We start from the raw sequence: 20701 nt of genomic DNA on the forward strand, positions 1-20701 counted from the left end.
TTATGATGCTCAGGCGGCGAACCGGTCCGTCGCCGCGACCAGCGCCTCCAGAATCCCCGGCTCGTTGTACGCATGCCCGGCGCCCGGCACGATCTCGAACGTCGCGTCCGGCCACGCTTTCGACAACTCCCACGCCGTGCGTGCGGGTGTCGCGATGTCGTAGCGGCCCTGCACGATCACGCCCGGAATGCCGGCGAGCCGATGCGCGTCGCGCAGCAACTGGCCTTCCTCGACGAAGCCCTTGTTCACGAAGTAGTGGTTTTCGATCCGCGCGAACGCGAGTGCGTAGTGGCCGTCCGCGAAGTGCGCGGCGAGCGCGGGATCGGGCAGCAGCGTGATCGTGCGGCCCTCCCAGATGCTCCACGCGCGCGCGGCTTCGAGCTTCGCGGCTTCGTCGTCGCCAGTCAGCCGGCGATGGTAGGCGGCCATCAGGTCGCCGCGCTCGGCTTCCGGAATCGGTGCGAGGAAGTCTTCCCAGTGATCGGGGAACAGCCACGACGCGCCTTCCTGGTAGTACCACAGCAGTTCCGCGCGACGCATCGTGAAGATGCCGCGCACGATCAGCGCGCTCACGCGTTCCGGGTGGGTTTCCGCGTACGCGATCGCCAGCGCGCTGCCCCACGAGCCACCGAACACCAGCCATTGCTCGGCGCCGACCATCTCGCGCAGGCGTTCGATATCGGCGACCAGGTCCCACGTCGTGTTGTTCTCGAGGCTCGCATGCGGCGTCGAGCGCCCGCAGCCGCGCTGGTCGAACAGCAGGATGTCGTAGCGCTCGGGATCGAACAGGCGGCGATGGTCGGGTCCGCAGCCGGCGCCGGGGCCGCCGTGCAGGAACACGGCGGGCTTGCCGGCCGGGTTGCCGCAGCGCTCCCAGTAGATGCGGTGGCCGTCGCCGGTGTCGAGGTGGCCGTGGGCGTAGGGTTCGATCGGTGGGTACACAGGCAGGCTCCGGGTGAGGGTGGACACGAGGCGGACGAGGCGCAGGCCCGCGTGCGGACGGTACGGTACGGCCTGAATTGCTGCGCCGCAAAATTCGTTGCGTGGGCATCGGACCGGCCGCCGCCGGCAAGGCTTGTCATTATGCCCATTCGCTGCGCCGGACGTTGGCCCGCTGTGGCGCGTGTCGCCGGCGATGTTTGCCGCGCGGATTTTTGAAGCAATTTCATTCCGATATTTTTCATACAAAATCCCGGCGGCAGGTCGGCGTGCCAAGCGGGCGCCGGCCCATTCCCGCTCTTCCACCGTGCCAACGGAAACCAGCCGATGAACCATCGCGTCACGCAGTTGACCGGGTTGCGCGCCGTCGCGGTCGCGATGGTCGTCGTCGGTCATGCCGAGCATGTGCTGCCCGGCGGCTATACGGGCTGGTATGCGCCGTTGAGGCTGATCGCCGATGGCCGGCTCGGTGTGCTGATCTTCTTCGTGCTGAGCGGCTTCCTGATCACCAACGTGCTGCGCGCCGAATTCGCGCGTACGGGTGGCATCGCACTGACGTCGTTCTACGTGCGCCGTGCGTTGCGCATCTGGCCGGCCTGCTACGTGTATCTCGCGGCCGTCGCGATCGTGGCGTTCGTCGGCGGGTTCGACGTCGATCGCCGGCAGTGGCTCTATGCGGCGCTGCACCTGTGGAATTACTCGGCGTGGTTCGGGCTGACCGGCGACAACGCGCTGCATCCGGACGGCGCGTGGTACCTCGGCCATTTCTGGTCGCTCGCGCTCGAGGAGCAGTTCTACTGGTTCTGGCCGCTGCTGTTCGCGTTCGGCATGCGCCGCACCGGCACGCGCTGGCTGGCCACGTTGATCCTCATCGTGCCGCTCGTGCGTGCCATTACGTATTTCGTCGCGCCCGCGCTGCGCGGGCAACTCGGGATGATGCTGCACACGGGTGTCGACCCGATCCTGATCGGCTGCTATGCGTCGCTCAACCGCGAACGGCTCGAAGCGTGGATCGGTTCGTGGCGCGGCGAGGCGCGCATCGTGACGGCGCTCGTGTTCGTCGTGCTGCTCGGCATGCCGCTCGCCGAACACCGGCTCGGCGGCTTCTGGAATGCGACGTACGGCGTGACGATCGAAGCCGCGCTGATCGCGATCGTGATCGTCGTGCTGAATTTCCGCAGCGGGTTCTGGTGCGCGCGCTGGCTGCGCGCCAGGCCGGTGGTGTTCGTCGGCACGATTTCGTTCAGTCTTTATCTGTGGCAGCAGCCTTTTGCGAATCCGCGCGTGCCTGTGCCGCACGCGTTTCCGCTCGGTATCGTATGGGCACTGATTGCCGCGACCGCCAGCTATTTCCTCGTCGAAAAACCGTTCCTGAGGCTGAAGGATCGCTATACGGCGCGCGAGGGGCGACGCGTGCGGGACGACGCGTTGCGGATGCCTACGCCGACCGACGCGATCGGGGCGAAGGCGGTGGAGTAGGCGGGCGGGGCGGCGATTTCCCCGGCCTTAATTGAAGCGCTTCATCGCGGCGGGTGAGTACCAGAAGTTACGGAACATATCGATGCCGTACGACTTGCCGTCGTAGTGGACGATCGTGCGTGCCGTGCGCTTGCCCGTATCCGAGTAATCGCCGTTCTTGCGCTGCGTCTTCGTGATGTGCGCCGTGATCGACAGGTCGGCGAAGCCGTGGCTCGACGTTTTCTCGACGGCGATCGTCATGCGGGCCGCTTCGCTGCGCGCATCGCCCGCACCCGGCCCGCAGGCGTCGCCTTCGACGCTGACCCAGCCGTACAGATTCGTGCCGAACACGGGGCGGATATGGCCGCCTTCACGCACCCACAGCGTCAACTCTTCACCGGTGTTCGCATCCGGGCAACTCGGCCCACGCGCGCTGCTGGTAAACACGACGCCGAACGCACGCACGTCGGGCGACAGCCGATAGGGCGCCGTATCGATGCGGTAGCTGTTCTCGTCGATCTCCGTCGCCGCATCCTCTTCGACCACCGATCGATCGGCCGCGACGACCTTGCCGCCTTCGACGAGCGCGACGACCTGCAGCTTTTTGCTTTCGTCCGGGTTCTTGCTCTTCGGCAGCGAATCGAACGCGACGGCCGCGATCGTCGTTTCCGGCGCGTTCGGCATGGCCTTGCACGACGACGCGACGACGAGCCGGTCCGCGTCGCGCGTGGCGATGCGGGCGCTCGCGATGCCGGCCCAGCGGGCGATGGCTGTGACGGCAGTGTCGTCGCAGGACTGGCTGTCAGCGGCCTGGGAGGTCGAAGTGGCTATGAACGCTAGCAGTGGCGCGAAGCGAAAAATTGTCGTGATCACAATAGAAAAGGTTTTTCAAAGATTTTAGTGGGTGTCAATTGCGATCTCCGCCGGTACTTCGTCTAGTCAAATCAAGTGACATCAAGCGACTGCTTTGCAGCGACCGCGACTACCAAGGTTTGCCGGCTGAGTGGCCGGAGTTGGTTTGGGAAGACCCTTAGAAACGAGCACCCAGCTGTCACCAACAAACAGTTCATCGCGTCTTTTGACTCCAGTTGGGAACCAAGTTGCGCTCGATTTTACCGATGCGCCTAGTGATGTTGGCCTCACTTCCAGTAAGATGTGCTTCGACGGGGGCAGGTCAGCTTGACCAACCGGCACGCCCGCTGCGTCGGAAGACCGTAGTGAGCCACGATGTAGCTCACTGCCTGTCTCTTCAGCGCGGGCGCGGCCACTTTTTGTGGCGATATCCTGCAGGATGGCCTTGTCCAGACTCAGTTCCGCAACTAGCTTCTTGAGCCGTTCGTTCTCATCCTGAAGTTGCTTCAGTTATTGCTTGCGCTTCATTGCCAACCTTCCGTTCCTATTGGGAAAATTGCCTCTGAAACACTAAAACTCATTTGTGTCCAGGATTTCTAGAGCAGATCAGTGCAATAATTAAAAATCGAGATGCTTCCCGCAATACCCGATGACAATTACATTGTCAGCCCCGACCCATTCGAAATGCACCCGAAGTGTTTCGGCAACACTGTCTTTTATCCCAATTTTTAGGTGTTTTTCCATCAAAATATCTTGCCCCTTATACTCAAAGGTACGTCGACGCTTACCGTCGTTGCTCAATGCGTTGGCTTCATTTTGGGCGTAAGCCTTCTGACCAAAGACCTTTCGTCCCTCTGCATCTCCTCCTCCACCTGAAACTGCGGGCCAGTAGTTGTTTGCAAGCTTCCAGAGAAGCTCGAAACCCTTCTTGGCATAGAGAAAAGACTCGGATTCCTTGGCCGATGAAACGGCCGAGTCTAAGACCACGACGCGATCTGGAAAGAGAGTGCGGATGATAGTCAAAGACTGCTCAAGGGTAGGGGCGCCAGTAACCACCATGCCAACGGCTTCGCGAAGTGGCTGAATTACCTCTAGACTTTCGTCGTCGGGTCCGGCGGCAGCTTGGCTAAGGCCTGCCAAGGAGTACTTCAAGCTTTGGACACTCGCATCCAATTCGTTGATGCGCTCGTTCTGTTCCTGCACTTGAGCTCGCAACTCGCTGATGGATAGGTCTTTGGCCGTCATTTGATCCATCGCATCTTCAAGCAGCTTGATGTACCCAGCGTCACCGTCAGTCTGTTTCGCACTTTCAACGGCGCTTGCTAGTTGATCGCGCAACACCGCTTGGTCGACAACGCTCAGCGAAATATGGCGCCATGAAGCGGGTACGTTAGTTTGATGTGTAACTGCTGAAAGGATCTCCGAATCAAGGTTGATCCCCGCCTCTGTCAAGTCAGTCAGTCGGTCCGGTCGATATAAAGAGCTGTCGCAGTAAACGCCGTTACGGCCAACCTTGGATCGTGAAAGCACGTTGATAGCGCCTCCCCAAGCTCCGTATTTCTTACCAAGCGTTTTTTCGATTTCAAAAGTATTGACAATCGGCGCAACTTGGACGACATCGGCAATGCCAACGAGCAACGAGCGAATTCGCTCCGGCTGAACCAGATAGTTTCCATCTCTCCGTGCACTGACGACGACGATTGGGTAACTCCGATCCTCGCGCTCTACCTCAGCCAAAAAGGCGCTAGCGCTGTCTTCGTCCAACTGTTTGATCTTGAGTCCAGGTGTTGTGCCCGCGGGTTGGCATTGAGTCACGACGTCAAGCACGATACGGGGGCGCGTGACTTGGATGGGGGAAGACACCCTAGCGCTTGCCTCGTCCGTCTTGAGCAGGAACGTACATTCCACAGGACTATCCTGAGTTGCCTGACGCAACCCAATTCCGGTGGTCCATAGCCGGCCAGGCACCTGATCGTCGCGATGCGACAACTCGGTGCTGAAGATAAATGGGACGAGGGGTGTTGCAGGGTCGAACTTAGACGCACGAGATGTAACGGTACTACCGTCTTTTAAGCGTTTTCGCGTGGTCCCCAATATAAGATCATTAGCCGTAATGAAGCTTCCGGAGCGTTTGCCCATCCAGCGTGCGATAAGGTCGATGATTTGATGCGGCCCCTTCTTGGGGGCCAATATGAAGCTACTACTGTAAACAAGCACTCCGGGCTCCTCAATCAGTTGTTTTTTGTTTAAATCTGTCCAGCCTTAGGGCGTTCGCACCCAAACATGAAGCGCTTCATAACCTCATTCCACGTGGTAGCTCGAACGAGGCGGCTAGTTCCTGATACGAGCCTGGATATTCTCAGGAGCTAGATTGCGGGTTGCACGGAGGCGAACGGCTACCTTGGTTTATCGGCATAGCCGAACATTTCTTTAACTCACGGTTGATATGTAGTTGAAATGTTACCAATTGCGGGGGTAGCCCTAAAGTTTGCTACTGGCCGAACACCAGCAAAGCGCCCCGAGTTTGCAAAGAATAAAAAAGGCCCTTGCGGGCCTTTTCGTAGACGAAGGTGCGGACAACGCTCACCGCGTCAGCGCCGTAAACCCTTCCAGCAACCGCTCGACATCGGCCGCCTGAATCGCGCCCATCGTCGAGATCCGGAACAGTTCCTTCGACAGCCCGCCTTGCCCGGCATAAATCACGAAGCCGCGCGCCTTCAACCCGTCGTGCAGCGTCTCGTACGTGACACCCTGCGGCAACCGATACGCACGCAGCACGACCGACGACGCACCTTCCGGCAGCACCAGCGGCATCCCGCGCGCAGCAAGCCCTGCCTGCGCCTGATCGGCAAGCGCCTTGTAATGCGCATGCCGGGCACGCCAGCCGCCAGCCTCGTCAAACTCGCGCAACGCCTCGACGAGCGCGTAATACGCATGCACGGAAGGCGTAAACGGCGTATTGCGCTGATCCTGCAGCTTCGCGAGCCGACCGAGATCGAGGTAGTAAGTCCGGCTTGCGGCCTTCGCGAGCGCACTACGGCGCACGATCACGAACGCCGCGCCCGGCACGCCGTGCAGGCATTTGTTCGCGGTCGCGGCAACCGCATCGATGACGCCGCCGGCGAAGTCGATCGCTTCCGCGCCGAAGCTGCTGACGCCGTCCACGAGCATCTTCACGCCGCGCGCACGGCACACTTCTGCAATCGCGCCGAGATCGTTCAGCCGGCCCGTCGTCGTTTCATGATGGATCACCGCGACGTGCGAATACCCGCCCGCATCGAGCTTCGCCCCGATCTGGGCGAGATCGGGCGCCTGCATCCATTCATGCTTCAACACGTCATGCGCGATGCCGTACTGCGTCGCGATCTGCGTGATCCGCTCGCCGTACACGCCGTTCTCGATCACGAGCAGCTTGCCGTCCTGCGGCACGAGCGCCGCGATCATGCTCTCGACGGCGGCCGTGCCCGAGCCCGTCATCAGTACGGCCGCCCATTCGGCCGGATCGAGTTCGTACGCGGCGACGAGGCGCGTGCGCGCTTCATCCTGCAGGTCGAAGAATTCGCTTTCGCGGTGGCACAGATCGGGTTGCAGCAGGCTGCGGCGCACGCGTTCGGTGAGCGTGACCGGGCCGGGGTTCAGCAGCAGCATCAATGGGCTCCTTCAACGTGGGCTTCGGTCTGCGCGGCGCCGATGTGCCGCATCAGACGGGTCTTGACCTCGACCGGCGTGACGGTCGGGCGGGGCAGGCCGTCGGGCACGCCAGTGCGGATCGCCACGCGGACGAATTGCGCACCGTCACTCGTTGCGGCGAGCGTCGCATCGAGCACGTCGAGCGTATCGCCTTCGACCGCCGACGCGTAGCCGCAGGCGGCCGCGACGCCGGCGAACGACACATGTTGCGACACCGTCGCCTGGCCGCCCGTCGATTCGTGCGCGCCGTTGTCGAGCAGCACGTGCGTGAGGTTGGCCGGGCCGTAGGTGCCGAGCGTCGCGAACACGCCCATCCGCATCAGCGCGGCGCCGTCGCCGTCGACGGCCACCACGCGCAGGTCGGGGCGCGCGAGCGCGAGGCCGAGCGCGAGCGGCGTCACGCAGCCCATCGAGCCGACCATGTACAGCTGGTTCGGGCGATCGTCGAGCGCATAGAGCTCGCGACCGCAGAAACCGGTCGACGCGAGCACGACGGTCGAATCGACCGGCGTATGCGCGATCACGCGCTGCAGCGCGTCGTGACGGGTCGGCCATGCGTCGGTCGATGCGGCGCGCGACGCCGATTGCGCGGCGACGTGCGCACGCGGCTTCGCGGCCGGGTTCGCCTTCAGTTCATACGGCGCGACGCTGCCTTTCTGCATCACGAGCGCGTACGGGCGGCCCGTCGCATCCATGTGCGCGATCGCGCGGTCGAGTGCCGGGCCGACCTGTTCGGGGTCGGTCGGGAACGTCTCCCACGGGATCTCCATCGTGTCGAGCATCGCGGGCGTGATCGGGCCCATCAGTGCGTGCTGCGGCTCGTCGGCCACGCCCGGCTGGCCGCGCCACGTGACGATCAGCAGTTGCGGCAGGCGGAACGTCCAGGTCAGCGACGTGAGCGGGCTCACCGCGTTGCCGAGCCCCGAGTTCTGCATCATCGCGATTCCGCGCTTGCCGCCGAGCGTTGCGCCCGCGATCAGCGCGACCGCGTCGCCTTCGTTCGCGGCCGATACGTAGTGCAGCGTCGGGTCCTGCAACACGTAATTGATGAACGGCGTCAGGTACGAGCAGGGTACGCCCGCGTACCAGTCGAAGCCGCGTTCGCGCGCGGCCTCGACGAACTGGGCCGCTTCGATCATTGCGCGCCCCCGTTGCCGGCGCCCGGCTCGGACAGCGGCGTCTGGCCGTGCGCGAAGTCGCCCGCGCGGCGGAAGTCTTCCAGATCGTTGACGCCGCGCCAGTGGCCATGCACGTACTGCACCTCGATCTTCTCGCCCGCGGCGACCAGCTCGTTGAGCAGCGACGGGATGTCGAGCGTGTCGAAATCAGGGCGCGCCTGCAGCGTCGCGAGCATCGCCTTCAGCCGGTCGACGCCGGCGCCGCGCACGTTCAGCAGGCCGATCCAGCGGCCGTGCGGGGTGCCCGCGGCGACGTCGCTCGATACGCGTTGCAGGTAGGTCTTCTGGCCGAACAGGCCGCGATCGTCGGCCGCCGAGCAGAGGGCGAAGTCGCGCACGCTCTGGTTCGTCGACTCCGTGAGCGACGAATCGACCACGACGCTGAATTCGGCTTCGCTTTCCGCGAGGTCGCGCACGATGTAGCTGCGGAACAGCAGGTCGCCGTACGAGATCACGGTGTCGCCGGTCAGGCGTTCGGCCGCGCACGCGAGCGACGCGAGCTCGCCCGTCTGCGCATGGCGCTCGTTGACGACGAGCTTGATGCCCGACGTGTCGATCGCGTCGGCGCGATAGCCGCCGACCACGGTGATGTCGTTCACGCCATGCGTCTTGAAGCCGTCGACGAGCCAGCGCAAGAGCGGCTTGCCGGCGACCGGCAGCATGACCTTCGGCTTGTCTTCGGTCACGGCTTCCAGGCCCTTGCCGCGGCTCGCGGCGAGCACGATCGCCGCGTTCGACGCGCGCGAGGACGACGACAGGTAGATGCGCTCGGCCGCCGAGTATTCGTCGGCGTCCTGCAGGCGGAAGATCTCGTTGACCGATGCGACGCGGTCTTCGACGTTGATCAGCGTTTCGCTTTCGTGGATCTCGCGCGCGGTCGCCTGCATTGCGGAGGCCGACGCGCGGATCAGGTGGTTCGCCCAGATCACGGTGCTGATGCCGGCCTGGCGGAACACGTCGGTCGGCGTGCTGTAGTACTTGGTCGGCACGATCACGAGCGGCGCCTTGCCGCTCCATTCGCGCGCGAACTGCAGGATCTCGTCGGGGCGCGACAGCTTGCTGTGGATCAGGATCGCATCGGCGCCGGCTTCCGCGTACGCGTTCGCGCGGCGCAGCGCCTCGTCCATCCCCCAGCCGGCGATCAGCGCTTCGACACGCGCGACGATCGAGAAGTCGGGATCGGTCTGCGAATCCTTGCCGGCCTTGATCTTGCCGCAGAATTCGTCGATTTCCGCAAGCGGCTGGCGCTCGCCGCCGATGAAGCTGTTCGTCTTCGGGAACTGCTTGTCCTCGATGCAGACGCCGGCGATGCCGCGCTGTTCGAGCTTCTTCACGAGGCGGCGCACGTTGTTGAAGTTGCCGTAGCCGGTGTCGCCGTCGAGCAGGATCGGCAGGTCGCTCGCGTCGGCCATGAACTCGAGCACGTCGACGACCTGGGTCCAGCTCGCTTCGTTGTTGTCGCGCACGCCGAATTGCGCGGAGATCGCGAGGCCCGACGCCCAGATCCCCTTGAAGCCGGCCTCGCGGACGATCCGCGCGGACAGGCCATTGTGCGCTTCCATCAGGAATTCGAGGTCGCTGCTGACGAGCATGCGGCGCAGGCGCGCGCTGCGCGATTCGGTGAAGTTGGGTTCGCGTGCGTTCATCGTGCGGCTCCTGCGGTGGTGCGTTGAATCAGGGGAAGGATGTCTTGCGTCGCGCGGGCGACGTCGTTCGGGAAGTCGATCTCGATCCACGGCGAACCGGTGACGTCGGCGACGTCGAACGAATGGCCGCCTTCGAGCAGCAGGTCGCGTACGGCTTCCTCGTGCGGCATGTTCGCGCGGCCGCTGTCGACGTAGCCCGCGACGATCGTCGCGAGGCGGCGCGCGGTGCCTTCGGTGAAGCGGAAGAAGCCGACCGATTCGCCGATCGTGTCGTAGTCGAGATCGACCGCGAGCTGCTTGCGCAGCTCGACCGGCACGCCGTTCTTCAGGCACAGCTTGACGGGCTCGTCGCCGGCCTCGAAGTCGCGGTCGATCAGCAGGCGGTCGACCGCCTGGTCGGCATCGGCCACCAGCGCGTGCAGGATGTTCTCGTCGTACAGCACGTCCGCGTCCATCAGCAGCACGTCGCCGCCGCGCGTCATCGCATCGGCGACGGTATGCACGGTCAGCACGCTGCCGAGGTCGTAGCGCTCGTTGATCACGATTTCGGCCTGGCGGCCGAGACGCTTCAGTTCCTGCTCGACCTTCTCGTGCTGAAAGCCGAGCCCGAGCACGATCTCGTCGACGCCCGCGGCGTCGAGCACGCGCAGATGGCGCTCGAGCAGCGACACGTCGTCGAAGCGCAGCAGGCACTTCGGGAACTGCGCTTCGGGCGGTTGTTGCAGGCGCAAGCCGAGGCCTGCCGCAAGAATGATGGCTCGCATGGGTTCTCCAACCAAAAAGCCGGCGATCTGAACGATCAGTCGGCGAGCGGCTGCGGCGCACGGCGCCGCTGCCAGTTTCTTTCACTGAAATGCAGATAGAGCAGGCCGGGCAGGCCGAGCGCGAGTTCGCGCGCGCGCTTCGCGAGCGACAGCGCAAGCGCCGCGTCGGGCGGCAAGCCGACCAGCGGCGCGAGCAGCAGGTAGCCGCCTTCCTGCGCACCGAGCGAGCCCGGGATCGCGAAGGCCGCGCCGCGGATCGCCTGGCCGACGCTTTCCAGCAGCAGCGCGTCGAGCCAGCTCACCGGATGCCCGAGGAAGTGCAGCGCGAGCCACACTTCCGCGGTGCCGACGATCCAGCCGACGAGACTCAATGCGAAGGTCTTCGCGACTTTCGCGCGATCGCGGTACAGCGCACCGACCGCGTCGTCGATCGCGTCGGCCCGCGTGGCGAGCGACGACCAGTCGCGCGGGCCGAGCAGTTTCGACGCGAGGCGCAGGCCGCGGCCGAACAGCCCGCGCCGCTGCGCCAGATAGAACATCACCGCGAGCGCGCCGAGCACGCCGGTGGCGATCAGCGCGGGCGTACGCAGGTGCGCGACCGATTCGTGCGTTGCATACAGGCTGAACGCGGCGATCCCGATCAGCGCGAACGCCATCTGCGCGAGCGCCTGCATCGTCGTGCCGACGGTCACGGCGGCGGCCGCGTCGGCCATCCGCGTGCCGCGCTGCGCGAGGTGGCGCACCATCAGCACGGGGCCGCCGATCTGCCCGGCAGGCAGCAGGCTGTTCACCGATTCGCCGACCCAGCGCGCGCGCAGCGCGTTGCCGAGTTCGGCGCCCGGCTGCCCGCGGCGGAACATCACGGAGATCGCGAACGCATCGATCACGAGCGGTACGACGTGGAACGCCGCGACGAGCGCGAGGCCCCAGCCGGCCGCGAGGAACGTGGACGCGACCGCGCCGACGCCCTGCCAGGCCAGGAGTGCGATGAAGAGTGCGGTCCCGAGGGACAGCAGGATGAGGCCGGCGCGTGTCATGACCCGGTCGTGCGTCGCGTCGCCAGTTGCTTGAACACCTGGCGGAAACCGAAATACGCGATCGCATCCTTCATGTTCGAGATGAAGCGCTTCCACGGCCGCATGCCCGGGTTCGTCACGTATTCGAACGTGAGCGACACGCGCATTTCGTTCTGGCCGAGCGGCGTGATGCGGTGGCGCAGCTTGTCGCCGTCGAACAGCACGATGCCGCCGTCGGCGATCTGCACGGAGCCCGGTTCGTCGGCGACGTCCGGGTTGCGTGTATGCAGCTCGTAGTCGAGCCGGCACGACGATTCGTCGATCACGCCGATCAGCAGCGTGTAGCGCCGGCCGTCGTAGTACGACGTGTCGTAGTGCCAGCCGATGTGGTCGCCGGGCTTCGTGTAGTAATACAGCGCGTACGCGTGCGGATCGTCGTCCGGCGACAGCATCAGCTTGTCGCCCGTGATTTTCTCGAGGAAGCCGATCAGCGCCTTCGAGCGATACAGCTCCGCGATGTACGGCGCCTGCTCGTCGATCGTATGGCGGCTCACGCTGCCGCCCTGCTTGTGGCCGGGCAGGTAATTGCGGTTCAGGCCGGCCTGCATCGCGCGGGCGGCGTCCGCCAGCTTCGCGTGCGCGTCGGGCGGCAGGAAGGCGTCGAGGTAGAGGAACGAGCCCTGGCGCGTGTAGTCGCCGCGCAGGCGGTCGAGGTCGAGCTGGCCGACGCAGTCGGCCACGGTGCGATCGGGATCGGCCGCGGCCGCGCGCACGGGCGCGGGGCGTGCCGGGCTCAGCACGGTATCGTCGCGCGTGCTAGAAGTCATTTGGAAGCCTGGATTTCAGAGGGGTTCTGCGGAACAGTGCTGCCGCGGCGCACGATGCGCCACCAGTCGATCACGATCCATGCGGCGAACAGCGGGGCGCCGATCGATGCCGCGAGCAGGAACGGCTCGACGCCGTCGACGAGCGTCACGATCGGCAGCAGGTACAGCACGTCTTCGGTCTCGAAGCCGCCGGCGAACGCCTGCTTGGTACCGGCCTTGCCGGCGATCGATTCGATCCGCATGCGCAGGAAGAAAATCAGCGCGACGGCCGCGCCGGCCACCGCGCCGAGCAGCACCGGCGACGCGGCCATCTGGCCGCCCTGGGCGACGATGCCGACCCCCATGCTGACGAACAGCGCGACCGTGACGAGCGCATCGGCCGCCAGGTCGTAAAAATGACCGATCTTGCTGGATTTGCCGCTGATGCGCGCGAGCTCGCCATCGGTGTGGTCGACGAAGTTCGACAACACGATCAGGAACGCGCCTGCATTGCTCCAGCCGAAGCCGCCTTGCGCGAGGCACCAGGCGCCGGCGAGGCCGATCAGCAGACGAAGGGTGGTGAGGTGATTCGGGGTGACCGGCGTATCGACGAGCGGTCGGACGAGCGAGCGCGCGAGCCGCGCATCCCAGGTGCGTGGCAGCGGTGGCTCGGGGCGTGTGGCGGTTTTTCTTTGGTCCATCGGCGAAATATATACGGAATTGTAATTTGTTGCTTTTTATTCGATCAATGTCCTGACATGCGGGAGTGTTACGGCGTCTTGCGCGCATCGGCCGGTTCAAAAACGCACGTGCGAACGGGGCGGCCGACGGGGTGGCCGGACTCGTCTTCCAGTGTGGTCCGCATCGCGCGACTGTCAAGGCCGGACGGGCCTCGCAGGGCGGCGAGGCGGTGTTTTTCGCGTCGGTCGGCGGGCGGCGCGCAACGCATGCGACCTTGATCTCGGTCAGGCCCGGAAAAGCCGCATCGGGCGACAATCGGCCGCGCCGGGCAGGTATCGGCCATTACCGAGCCACAGGTCGTCAATGTCGACGGAAATCCGTCGATTGAAGCGCGCGGCGCGATGATCGGGAGCCCGCGATTCGCGTCGATGCTTTCGCGCACCTTTCGCGTGCATGCGGCGCGGGCGAATCGCCTGTCACAGAACGGTCGTTCGATACCCGGCAAATCCGGCAAGGATCTTTTGCATCCAGCGGACATTTCGCGGCGATGGCCTCTGCGATACTCCGACCGTGCCTGTGGTGCCGGCCGCCCCTGGCGGCCCCAAGGGCTTCATGTCGCTCAGGAGACACCCCCCGCGACGTCAACAGATCAAAGCGTCAGAAACCAGCCATGTCTTCATCACGCATCCTCGCTCCCGCCCTGCGTTCGCTCGTCCGCACCGCCGACGAAGCCGCCGCGCTGATCCGTCCCGGCATGACCGTCGCCATGAGCGGCTTCACCGGGTCGGGCTATCCGAAGGCCGTGCCGGCCGCGCTCGCCGCCCACATCGATGCGGCGCACGCGCGCGGCGAGGACTTCCGGATCAACGTGCTGACGGGCGCGTCGACCGCCCCGGAACTCGACGGCGCGCTCGCCCGCACCGACGGCATCTCGATGCGGCTGCCATACCAGTCCGACCCGACGTTGCGCGACAAGATCAACGGCGGCGAAGTCGATTACCAGGACGTCCACCTGAGCCACGTCGCGCAATATGCATGGTTCGGGCTGTACGGCGATCTCGACGTCGCGATCGTCGAAGTCGCGGGCATCCGCGAGGACGGCCTGCTGATCCCGTCCGCGTCGATCGGCAACAACAAGACCTGGCTCGAGCGCGCGAAGCACGTGATCCTCGAAGTGAACGCGCGCCAGCCGCTCGGCCTCGACGGGATGCACGACATTTATTACGGCACCGCGCTGCCGCCGCATCGCAAGCCGATTCCGCTGACGAAGAGCGACGACCGGATCGGCGAGCCGTACCTGCGCTGCCCGGCCGACAAGATCGTCGCGATCGTCGAGACCGACGCGCCCGATCGCAGCAATGCATTCACCGCGCCGGATGCGACGTCCAAGCAGATCGCGCTGCAACTGATCGACTTCCTGCGTCACGAAGTGAAGCGCGGCCGCCTGCCGGAAAACCTGCTGCCGCTGCAGTCGGGCGTCGGCAACATCACGAACGCGGTGCTCGCGGAACTCAGCTCGGCCGGTTTCTCGAACCTGACGGCCTACACCGAGGTGATCCAGGACGGCATGCTCGACCTGCTCGACGACGGCACGCTGAGCTTCGCGTCGGCCACCGCGCTGTCGCTGAGCCCGGCCGCCGTGCAGCGTTTCGCCGACGAGATCGCGACGTTCCGCGAGAAGATCGTGCTGCGTCCGCAGGAGATCAGCAACCATCCGGAGCTCGTGCGCCGCCTCGGCTGCATCGCGATGAACGGGATGATCGAAGCCGACATCTACGGCAACGTGAACTCGACGCACGTGATGGGCACGAAGATCCAGAACGGCATCGGCGGCTCGGGCGACTTCGCGCGCAACGGCTACCTGTCGTGCTTCATGTCGGCGAGTACAGCGAAGGGCGGGGCGATCTCGCGGATCGTGCCGATGGCGAGCCACGTCGACCATACCGAGCACGACGTCGCGGTCGTCGTCACCGAGCAGGGGCTGGCCGACCTGCGCGGCCTGTCGCCGAAGCAGCGCGCGCGCAAGATCATCGCGACCTGCGCGCACCCCGACTACCGTCCGATGCTCGAGGACTACTTCGAGCGCGCGTCGCGCGACAGCTTCGGCAAGCACACGCCGCATCTGCTCGCCGAGGCGCTGTCGTGGCACGAGCGCTACGTGCGCACCGGGACGATGAAGGCCTGACGCGGCTGCGGACGGGCGCATGCGCGCCCGTCAGTCCATCGCCGCGTGCGCGACGTCGACGCTCGCCGTTTTCTGCGGCGGGCGGATCAGCAGCAACAGCGGAATCATCAGCAGCGTCGCGACGAACATCAGCTTGAAGTCGTTCAGGTACGCGATCATCGTCGCCTGCTGGTTGATCGTGCGGTCGAGCAGCGCGAGATCGACGCGGCTGCCGGCGATCGCCTGCACGGCCGGGTTGAACGGCGTGACGTGGGTCGCGAGGTCGGCATGCGCGACCTGCGTGTTGCGCGTCATCAGCGTCTGCACGATCGAGATGCCGATACTGCTGCCGATGTTGCGCATCAGGCTGTAGGTGGCTGTGCCGTCCGCGCGCAGCTCGGGCGGCAGCGTCGAGAACGACAGCGCGCTCAGCGGCACGAACACGAGCCCCAGGCCGAAGCCCTGGATCACGCCGGGCCACACGATGTCCGCTTCGGACAGCACGACCGTGTACTGCATCATCTGCCACAGCGCGAGCGCGGAAATCGACAGCCCCGCGAGCAGCAGCATCCGCGCATCCACGTATTTCAGCAGCCTGCCGACGAACAGCATCGCGATCATCGTGCCGGCGCCGCTCGGCGCGGTGACGAGGCCCGTCGTCGCGACCGGGTAGCCCATCAGGTTCTGCAGCATCGGCGGCAGCAGCGCGCGCGTCGCGTACAGCACCGCGCCGACCACGAAGATGAACAGCGTGCCCGTCGCGAAATTCGGGTCGCGCAGCAGTTCCGACTTGAAGAACGACGCCTTGCCGACGGTCGCCGTATGCGCGAGGAAGAACGCGAAGCCGAGCGCCGCGACGAGCGCCTCGATGCGGATCTCGTACGAACCGAACCAGTCGAGCTGTTCGCCGCGGTCGAGCATCGCCTGGAACGCACCGATTGCGAGCGCGAGCGTCGCGAAGCCGAATGCGTCGAATTTCACGTGCGGACGCGGCGCGCGCGCCGGCAGGAAGGTCATCACGCCGGCGAGCGCGAACGCGCCGACCGGCACGTTGATGAAGAACACCCAGCGCCAGTTGTAGCTGTCGGTGAGCCAGCCGCCGAGCGTCGGGCCGAGGATCGGGCCGACCATCACGCCCATTCCCCAGATCGCCATCGCCTGGCCCTGTTTCTCGCGCGGGTTGATGTCGAGCAGGATCGATTGCGACAGCGGCACCAGCGCCGCGCCGAACACGCCCTGCAGCAGCCGCGCGCCGACGATCTGCACGAGCGTCTCCGACAGCCCGCACAGCGCCGACGCCACCGTGAAGCCCGCGATCGACACGATCAGCAGCCGCTTCACGCTCAGCCGGTCGGACAGCCAGCCGGTGAGCGGCGTCGCGATCGCCGCGGCGACGATGTAGGAGGTCAGCACCCACGTGATTTCGTCCTGCGACGCGGACAGCGTGCCCTGCATGTGCGGCAGCGCAACGTTCGCGATCGTGCTGTCGAGGGTCTGGATCAGCGTGGCGAGCATGATCGACAGGGTCAGCATCGGCCGGTTCAGGGCGGGCGAGGCGGGGGCGTCGGCGGCGGGGTTCAAGCGGGTGTCTCCGTGGGGCGGTCGCCGTGGGCGGCGATCCGGTATGGCGCAAATTATAAGCACGCTTATTATATAGCCGCTTATCGCCGGGTCGCGAGCCGCGGGCCGGTTCCGGCTTGACCCTATAATCGCCGCATGGACAAGACCTATGAGAACCGGATCGGTTACCTGATCGCCGACGTGGCCCGCCTGAACGGGCGCCTGTTCGACCGGCGCGCGAAGCGCATCGGGCTGACGCGGGCGCAAAGCCGCGTGCTCGCGTACCTGACGTGGAAGGGCGAGATGAACCAGGCGCGGCTCGCCGAATGGCTCGAGATCACGCCGATCTCGCTCACGCGGCTGCTCGACCGGATGGAAAGCTATGGCTGGATCGAACGCATGGCGAACGACGACGACCGCCGTGCGTTCGTGATCCGGTTGACCGACAAGTCGCGCGAGATCTTTCCGCAGATGCTGGAAGTGGGCGATACCGTCGCCGACGACGGCCTGCGCGGCTTCACGCCCGACGAGCGCGAGACGCTGGTGCGGCTGCTCGGGCGCGTGCGGCGCAACCTGATCGACTGCGGCGGCGAATGACGCGGGCGCCCGGTCGGGCGCACCGCTTGCAACCACAAAAAAGAGAACACCGAGAGATGATCCAGGCCCGACGAATCGGCCGGAAGGCCGGTATTGCGATCCTGATCGCGCTCGCAGTCGCACTGATCCTCGGGATCGGCATCGTCTGGCTCGGGCACGACGATGCGCCCGCGGCCTTTGACGCGGCGATGGAGAAGGCGAAGCGCGGCGACCTGGACGGCGAATTCGACGTCGCGCTGATGTACGAGCACGGCGACGGCGTCGAGCAGAATCCCGCCGAAGCCGCGAAATGGTATCGGCGGGCCGCCGACCAGGGCGATGCGGCCTCGCAGAACAACCTCGGTACGCTGTACGAAACCGGCGTCGGCGTCGAGCAAAGCCGGGCGGAGGCCGTGAACTGGTATCGGCGTGCGGCCGCACAGGGCCACGGCAATGCGTTGTGCAATCTCGGTCGCGCATACGAGCACGGCGAAGGCGCGCCGCAGGATAGTGCGGAAGCAGTGCGGCTTTACCGGCGTGCGGCCGAACAGGGCCTGCCCAGGGGGCAACTGTATCTGGGGTTGATGTAGGACGCCGGGACCGGCGTGCCGCAGGATGCCGCGGAAGCCGCCAAATGGTATCGACGCGCGGCGGATCAGGGCGATCCGCAGGCGCAGAACGCCCTCGGCTACCTGTACGACAGCGGGCGCGGTGTGAAGCAGAGCGACACCGACGCATTCAACTGGTATCGACTCGCCGCGGAGCAGGGCTACGCGAACGCGCAGAACAATCTCGGGCTGATGTACGAGAACGGGCAGGGCGTGCGCCAGGACGACGTCGAAGCGGTGAAATGGTATCGGCTGGCCGCGGCCCAGGGTGTCGCGACCTCGCTGTTCCGGCTGGGCGTGCAGTACTACGCGGGTGGCGGTGCCGGGCACGATCCGATCGCCGCGAACGCGCTGCTGGGCCTGGCTGCCGCCGCCGGCGAGACGCGCGCTCAGGCGTACCTCGATCAGGGCGCGAAGCTCACCGCGCCGGCCGATATCGAGAAGGCCGCCCGGCTAAGGGCCGAGATGAGCCGGCCGGGCAACCTGCTCGACGCGCTCGATCGCTACGAGGACACGGCGCAGCGCGGCGACGGCGGCTGATCTCGTCGGTTTGCTGGAGACGGACAGGCGCGGCTGGGGATACGCCGGCGCGCAGCTCAACGGGTCAGCGCCGCGAGCAGGTACGCCGCGAGATACAGCCCCACCCCGTACGACAGATGCGTGACGAGGCTGCTCCGGCGCGCGACGCCCGGTTGCGGCGTGCGTGACGCCGCGATGCCGAAGCCGAACGCCGGCTGCATCACGAAGAACGGGGCGACCACGCTCGCGAGCCCGGCGACGAGTGCGGGAAGCGGCGTCGGCGCATCGATCCACGTCGGGCCGGCGATCAGCACGGGCAGTGCCGTGAACGCGATGCCGATCGCGTAATGCGCGATCCAGCCGAGCGCGCGTTCGCCGGGCACGGGGGCAGCGGCGCTGATCGACGCATGGCGGAACCGGCCGTGCGTCATGTGGCCGAGCCAGCGGCCGACCAGCGCGTAGTCGAGCGACGGAATGCCGAACGCACGCCGTCGGAACAGCGTCCACAGGTCCATCAGGAGCGTGGCGCCCGCGCCGATCAACAGCAGCTTGAGCAGGACGTCGGACGGGCTCATCGCGCACCTCCGCAGCGAGCGATGACGGCGATGCGGCACGGCGGAATGCGACGCGGGTTCAACGGTTTCATGGCGGTCCGGCTTGTCTTTATGGAGTCGAGCGACTATCTTGCAACTTCAAGTGAACTTGAGGTCAAGCATGAGCCGACTGGACATTGCGGACGTCGCGCGGCGCACGGGATTGCCCGCATCGACGCTGCGCTACTACGAGGAAAAAGGGCTGATCGTTCCGATCGGCCGGCACGGGCTGCGGCGGCAATACGACGAATCGGTGCTGGAGCGCCTGGCGCTGATCGCGCTCGGTCGGGGGGCCGGTTTTTCCCTCGACGACATCCTCGCGATGGTCGGCGCGCAGGGGCGGCCCGCGATCGACCGCGCGAAGCTCGACGGCAAGGCCGACGAGCTTGACCGCACGATCCGCCGTCTCGGTGCGGTGCGCGATGCGCTGCGGCATGCGGCCGTGTGCCCGGCGGCGAACCATCTCGAATGCCCGTCGTTCCAGAAGCTGTTGCGCATTGCCGCGCATCGTCATCCGGCGCGCCGTGCGAAGGCGGAAGGTGTCGCGTAGCGGCGAGCCTGCGCGAGGCGGGCGGTTCGGTAGCCATGCGACGGAAGGGCGGTGACGTGGTGACGTGACGGGTTCGACGTACGTGCCGAATCGCGAGACGGCGCTGCCGGTCCGTGCCGCCTTCGACGTCAGCGAAGCGCCGCCGACGCCCGACTCATCCCGCGTAATACACGCGGCATTCCATCTCGCGCCCGCGCACGATCCGCTTGCCGACGAGCGCGCCGTACGTTTCGGTGAACACGGTGCGCTGGTGCTCGCATTGCACCGCGTCGTAGAAATAGAGCGAGACCCAGTCGGTCGGGCGGCCGGCTTCCGGCGTACGCATTGCGGCATGCTGGCTCAGCACCGTGAAATGCCAGCCGCCTTTCGTCATGTGCATCACCGGCGGCGGCACGTAACCGTCCGCGTTCAGGCGCCGGTGCGCGAGCGTCGGCAGTACGCCGGCGGCCGCCTTGTTGCGGTACTGGCGATCGATGTAAAGCAGCAGTTCGACGGGCGGTTCCGTGCCGGGGCCGGCGCTTTGCATGTGGCCTTGCCAGCGGCGGCGCCGGCTCAGCACGTCGTCGAGCGCGGCGCGGATGCCGACCGCGCGCCGCGGGCCGACGCCCGCGATCGTTTCGAGCTGGCCGTTGCGGGCCGCGCGTTCGAGCTCCTCCAGCGTGTCGATGTGCAGCGCGTCATGAATGCGCAGCGCGAGCGCGTGGCCGATGCCCGGCACCGCTTCGAATGCGGACACGCGTTCGGCGTCGCCGCGCAAGCGGTCGAGCTGGCGCCAGCGTCCCGTGACCAGCAGCTCGGCGATCGCCTGCGCGACGCCCGTGCCGATGTCGGGCAGCGCGCCGAGCGCCTCGACGCCGCCGGCGTCGAATACGCTGCGGATGTCGCGGTCGAGCGCGTCGACCGTATCGGCCGCGGCGCGGTAAGCGGCGACCCGGTACGGGTTCGCGCCCTGGTCGACGAGCCATTGCGCGGCCTCGCGCAGGCAGGCCGCGACAGGCCGGTTTTCCTCGTACGTCTGGCTGACGGTCGACTGCATGGCAAGGGACCCGGAAAGCACAAACGGAATGGACGCGGCGAGCGATGCGCCGGTCGGCTGTCAAT

The 20701-nt window shown here is 65.9% G+C and carries 17 protein-coding genes and 2 pseudogenes; 5 read left to right on the plus strand and 14 right to left on the minus strand.

Features of this window, described 5'->3' with window-relative positions; translation table 11 throughout:
• Positions 1–9 precede the first annotated feature (9 nt).
• On the minus strand, positions 10–942 hold the full coding sequence (gene pip / locus MMB92_RS00275) for a prolyl aminopeptidase (RefSeq protein ID WP_006484702.1): 933 nt from the start codon (positions 940–942) through the stop codon (positions 10–12).
• Positions 943–1266: 324 nt separating this feature from the next.
• On the opposite strand from pip, the gene MMB92_RS00280 reads away from it, so the two are divergent.
• Positions 1267–2418, plus strand: a complete 1152-nt coding sequence (locus tag MMB92_RS00280; RefSeq protein ID WP_058902988.1) for an acyltransferase — start codon at positions 1267–1269, stop codon at positions 2416–2418.
• 27 nt (positions 2419–2445) lie between these two features.
• Here the strand turns inward: MMB92_RS00280 and MMB92_RS00285 are convergent, their stop codons facing one another.
• The 10 genes and pseudogenes from MMB92_RS00285 to MMB92_RS00330 all read right to left on the minus strand — a co-directional run bounded on the left by MMB92_RS00285 (position 2446) and on the right by MMB92_RS00330 (position 13050).
• A complete protein-coding gene (locus tag MMB92_RS00285) occupies positions 2446–3267 on the minus strand; it encodes a multidrug ABC transporter ATPase (RefSeq protein ID WP_277562470.1) in 822 nt (273 codons plus the stop codon).
• Between the two features lie 272 nt (positions 3268–3539).
• Positions 3540–3759: pseudogene (locus MMB92_RS00290) on the minus strand (IS3 family transposase); the annotation flags it as partial.
• 108 nt (positions 3760–3867) lie between these two features.
• The gene (locus MMB92_RS00295; RefSeq protein WP_277562448.1) at positions 3868–5466 is read right to left on the minus strand and encodes a hypothetical protein; all 1599 of its coding nucleotides are present in this window, start codon (positions 5464–5466) and stop codon (positions 3868–3870) included.
• A 366-nt stretch (positions 5467–5832) separates the two neighbouring features.
• On the minus strand, positions 5833–6897 hold the full coding sequence (locus tag MMB92_RS00300) for a 2-aminoethylphosphonate aminotransferase (protein WP_058902990.1): 1065 nt from the start codon (positions 6895–6897) through the stop codon (positions 5833–5835).
• Positions 6897–8078 (minus strand): phosphonopyruvate decarboxylase, encoded by a 1182-nt coding sequence (gene aepY / locus MMB92_RS00305; protein ID WP_006484696.1) that lies wholly within the window; start codon positions 8076–8078, stop codon positions 6897–6899. Before aepY ends, MMB92_RS00300 begins: the two co-directional genes overlap by 1 nt.
• A complete protein-coding gene (gene aepX, locus MMB92_RS00310; RefSeq protein ID WP_006484687.1) occupies positions 8075–9763 on the minus strand; it encodes a phosphoenolpyruvate mutase in 1689 nt (562 codons plus the stop codon). Before aepX ends, aepY begins: the two co-directional genes overlap by 4 nt.
• On the minus strand, positions 9760–10527 hold the full coding sequence (locus MMB92_RS00315) for a phosphocholine cytidylyltransferase family protein (protein ID WP_006492690.1): 768 nt from the start codon (positions 10525–10527) through the stop codon (positions 9760–9762). Before MMB92_RS00315 ends, aepX begins: the two co-directional genes overlap by 4 nt.
• A 35-nt stretch (positions 10528–10562) precedes the next feature.
• A complete protein-coding gene (locus MMB92_RS00320) occupies positions 10563–11564 on the minus strand; it encodes an HpnL family protein (protein WP_006484682.1) in 1002 nt (333 codons plus the stop codon).
• Positions 11561–12370 (minus strand): 2OG-Fe(II) oxygenase, encoded by an 810-nt coding sequence (locus MMB92_RS00325; RefSeq protein ID WP_034202480.1) that lies wholly within the window; start codon positions 12368–12370, stop codon positions 11561–11563. Before MMB92_RS00325 ends, MMB92_RS00320 begins: the two co-directional genes overlap by 4 nt.
• Entirely contained in the window at positions 12367–13050 is a 684-nt protein-coding gene (locus MMB92_RS00330; RefSeq protein WP_277562449.1) for a CDP-alcohol phosphatidyltransferase family protein, read from the minus strand. Before MMB92_RS00330 ends, MMB92_RS00325 begins: the two co-directional genes overlap by 4 nt.
• Before the next feature lie 650 nt (positions 13051–13700).
• Between MMB92_RS00330 and MMB92_RS00335 the strand changes: the two genes are divergently transcribed.
• The gene (locus MMB92_RS00335; RefSeq protein ID WP_006495070.1) at positions 13701–15215 is read left to right on the plus strand and encodes an acetyl-CoA hydrolase/transferase family protein; all 1515 of its coding nucleotides are present in this window, start codon (positions 13701–13703) and stop codon (positions 15213–15215) included.
• Between the two features lie 30 nt (positions 15216–15245).
• Here the strand turns inward: MMB92_RS00335 and MMB92_RS00340 are convergent, their stop codons facing one another.
• Entirely contained in the window at positions 15246–16775 is a 1530-nt protein-coding gene (locus tag MMB92_RS00340; RefSeq protein WP_058902994.1) for a DHA2 family efflux MFS transporter permease subunit, read from the minus strand.
• Between the two features lie 135 nt (positions 16776–16910).
• On the opposite strand from MMB92_RS00340, the gene MMB92_RS00345 reads away from it, so the two are divergent.
• Positions 16911–17351, plus strand: coding sequence for a MarR family transcriptional regulator (locus tag MMB92_RS00345; protein ID WP_006484698.1), 441 nt, complete (start codon positions 16911–16913; stop codon positions 17349–17351).
• Positions 17352–17539: 188 nt separating this feature from the next.
• Positions 17540–18478: pseudogene (locus MMB92_RS00350) on the plus strand (tetratricopeptide repeat protein).
• A 56-nt stretch (positions 18479–18534) separates the two neighbouring features.
• On the opposite strand, the gene MMB92_RS00355 reads toward MMB92_RS00350, so the two are convergent.
• The gene (locus tag MMB92_RS00355; RefSeq protein WP_112750651.1) at positions 18535–19032 is read right to left on the minus strand and encodes a DUF2938 domain-containing protein; all 498 of its coding nucleotides are present in this window, start codon (positions 19030–19032) and stop codon (positions 18535–18537) included.
• Between the two features lie 139 nt (positions 19033–19171).
• Here MMB92_RS00355 and MMB92_RS00360 point away from each other — a divergent pair, with 139 nt between their 5' ends.
• Positions 19172–19600, plus strand: a complete 429-nt coding sequence (locus MMB92_RS00360; protein ID WP_264834979.1) for a helix-turn-helix domain-containing protein — start codon at positions 19172–19174, stop codon at positions 19598–19600.
• Positions 19601–19754: 154 nt separating this feature from the next.
• Here the strand turns inward: MMB92_RS00360 and MMB92_RS00365 are convergent, their stop codons facing one another.
• Entirely contained in the window at positions 19755–20636 is an 882-nt protein-coding gene (locus tag MMB92_RS00365) for a helix-hairpin-helix domain-containing protein (RefSeq protein ID WP_048985789.1), read from the minus strand.
• Positions 20637–20701 lie beyond the last annotated feature (65 nt).

Origin of the sequence: Burkholderia sp. IO2, assembly GCF_029522185.1 — a bacterium.
Classification (GTDB): domain Bacteria; phylum Pseudomonadota; class Gammaproteobacteria; order Burkholderiales; family Burkholderiaceae; genus Burkholderia; species Burkholderia cenocepacia.

What these genes read in the sequence shown, in the direction of transcription:
- MMB92_RS00280 (WP_058902988.1), top strand. Translation starts at nt 1,267, where the DNA reads ATGAACCATCGCGTCACGCAGTTGACCGGGTTGCGCGCCGTCGCGGTC.
- MMB92_RS00300 (WP_058902990.1), bottom strand. Translation starts at nt 6,897, where the DNA reads ATGCTGCTGCTGAACCCCGGCCCGGTCACGCTCACCGAACGCGTGCGC.
- aepY (WP_006484696.1), bottom strand. Translation starts at nt 8,078, where the DNA reads ATGATCGAAGCGGCCCAGTTCGTCGAGGCCGCGCGCGAACGCGGCTTC.
- aepX (WP_006484687.1), bottom strand. Translation starts at nt 9,763, where the DNA reads ATGAACGCACGCGAACCCAACTTCACCGAATCGCGCAGCGCGCGCCTG.
- MMB92_RS00315 (WP_006492690.1), bottom strand. Translation starts at nt 10,527, where the DNA reads ATGCGAGCCATCATTCTTGCGGCAGGCCTCGGCTTGCGCCTGCAACAA.
- MMB92_RS00320 (WP_006484682.1), bottom strand. Translation starts at nt 11,564, where the DNA reads ATGACACGCGCCGGCCTCATCCTGCTGTCCCTCGGGACCGCACTCTTC.
- MMB92_RS00325 (WP_034202480.1), bottom strand. Translation starts at nt 12,370, where the DNA reads ATGACTTCTAGCACGCGCGACGATACCGTGCTGAGCCCGGCACGCCCC.
- MMB92_RS00330 (WP_277562449.1), bottom strand. Translation starts at nt 13,050, where the DNA reads ATGGACCAAAGAAAAACCGCCACACGCCCCGAGCCACCGCTGCCACGC.
- MMB92_RS00335 (WP_006495070.1), top strand. Translation starts at nt 13,701, where the DNA reads ATGTCTTCATCACGCATCCTCGCTCCCGCCCTGCGTTCGCTCGTCCGC.
- MMB92_RS00345 (WP_006484698.1), top strand. Translation starts at nt 16,911, where the DNA reads ATGGACAAGACCTATGAGAACCGGATCGGTTACCTGATCGCCGACGTG.
- MMB92_RS00355 (WP_112750651.1), bottom strand. Translation starts at nt 19,032, where the DNA reads ATGAGCCCGTCCGACGTCCTGCTCAAGCTGCTGTTGATCGGCGCGGGC.
- MMB92_RS00360 (WP_264834979.1), top strand. Translation starts at nt 19,172, where the DNA reads ATGAGCCGACTGGACATTGCGGACGTCGCGCGGCGCACGGGATTGCCC.
- MMB92_RS00365 (WP_048985789.1), bottom strand. Translation starts at nt 20,636, where the DNA reads ATGCAGTCGACCGTCAGCCAGACGTACGAGGAAAACCGGCCTGTCGCG.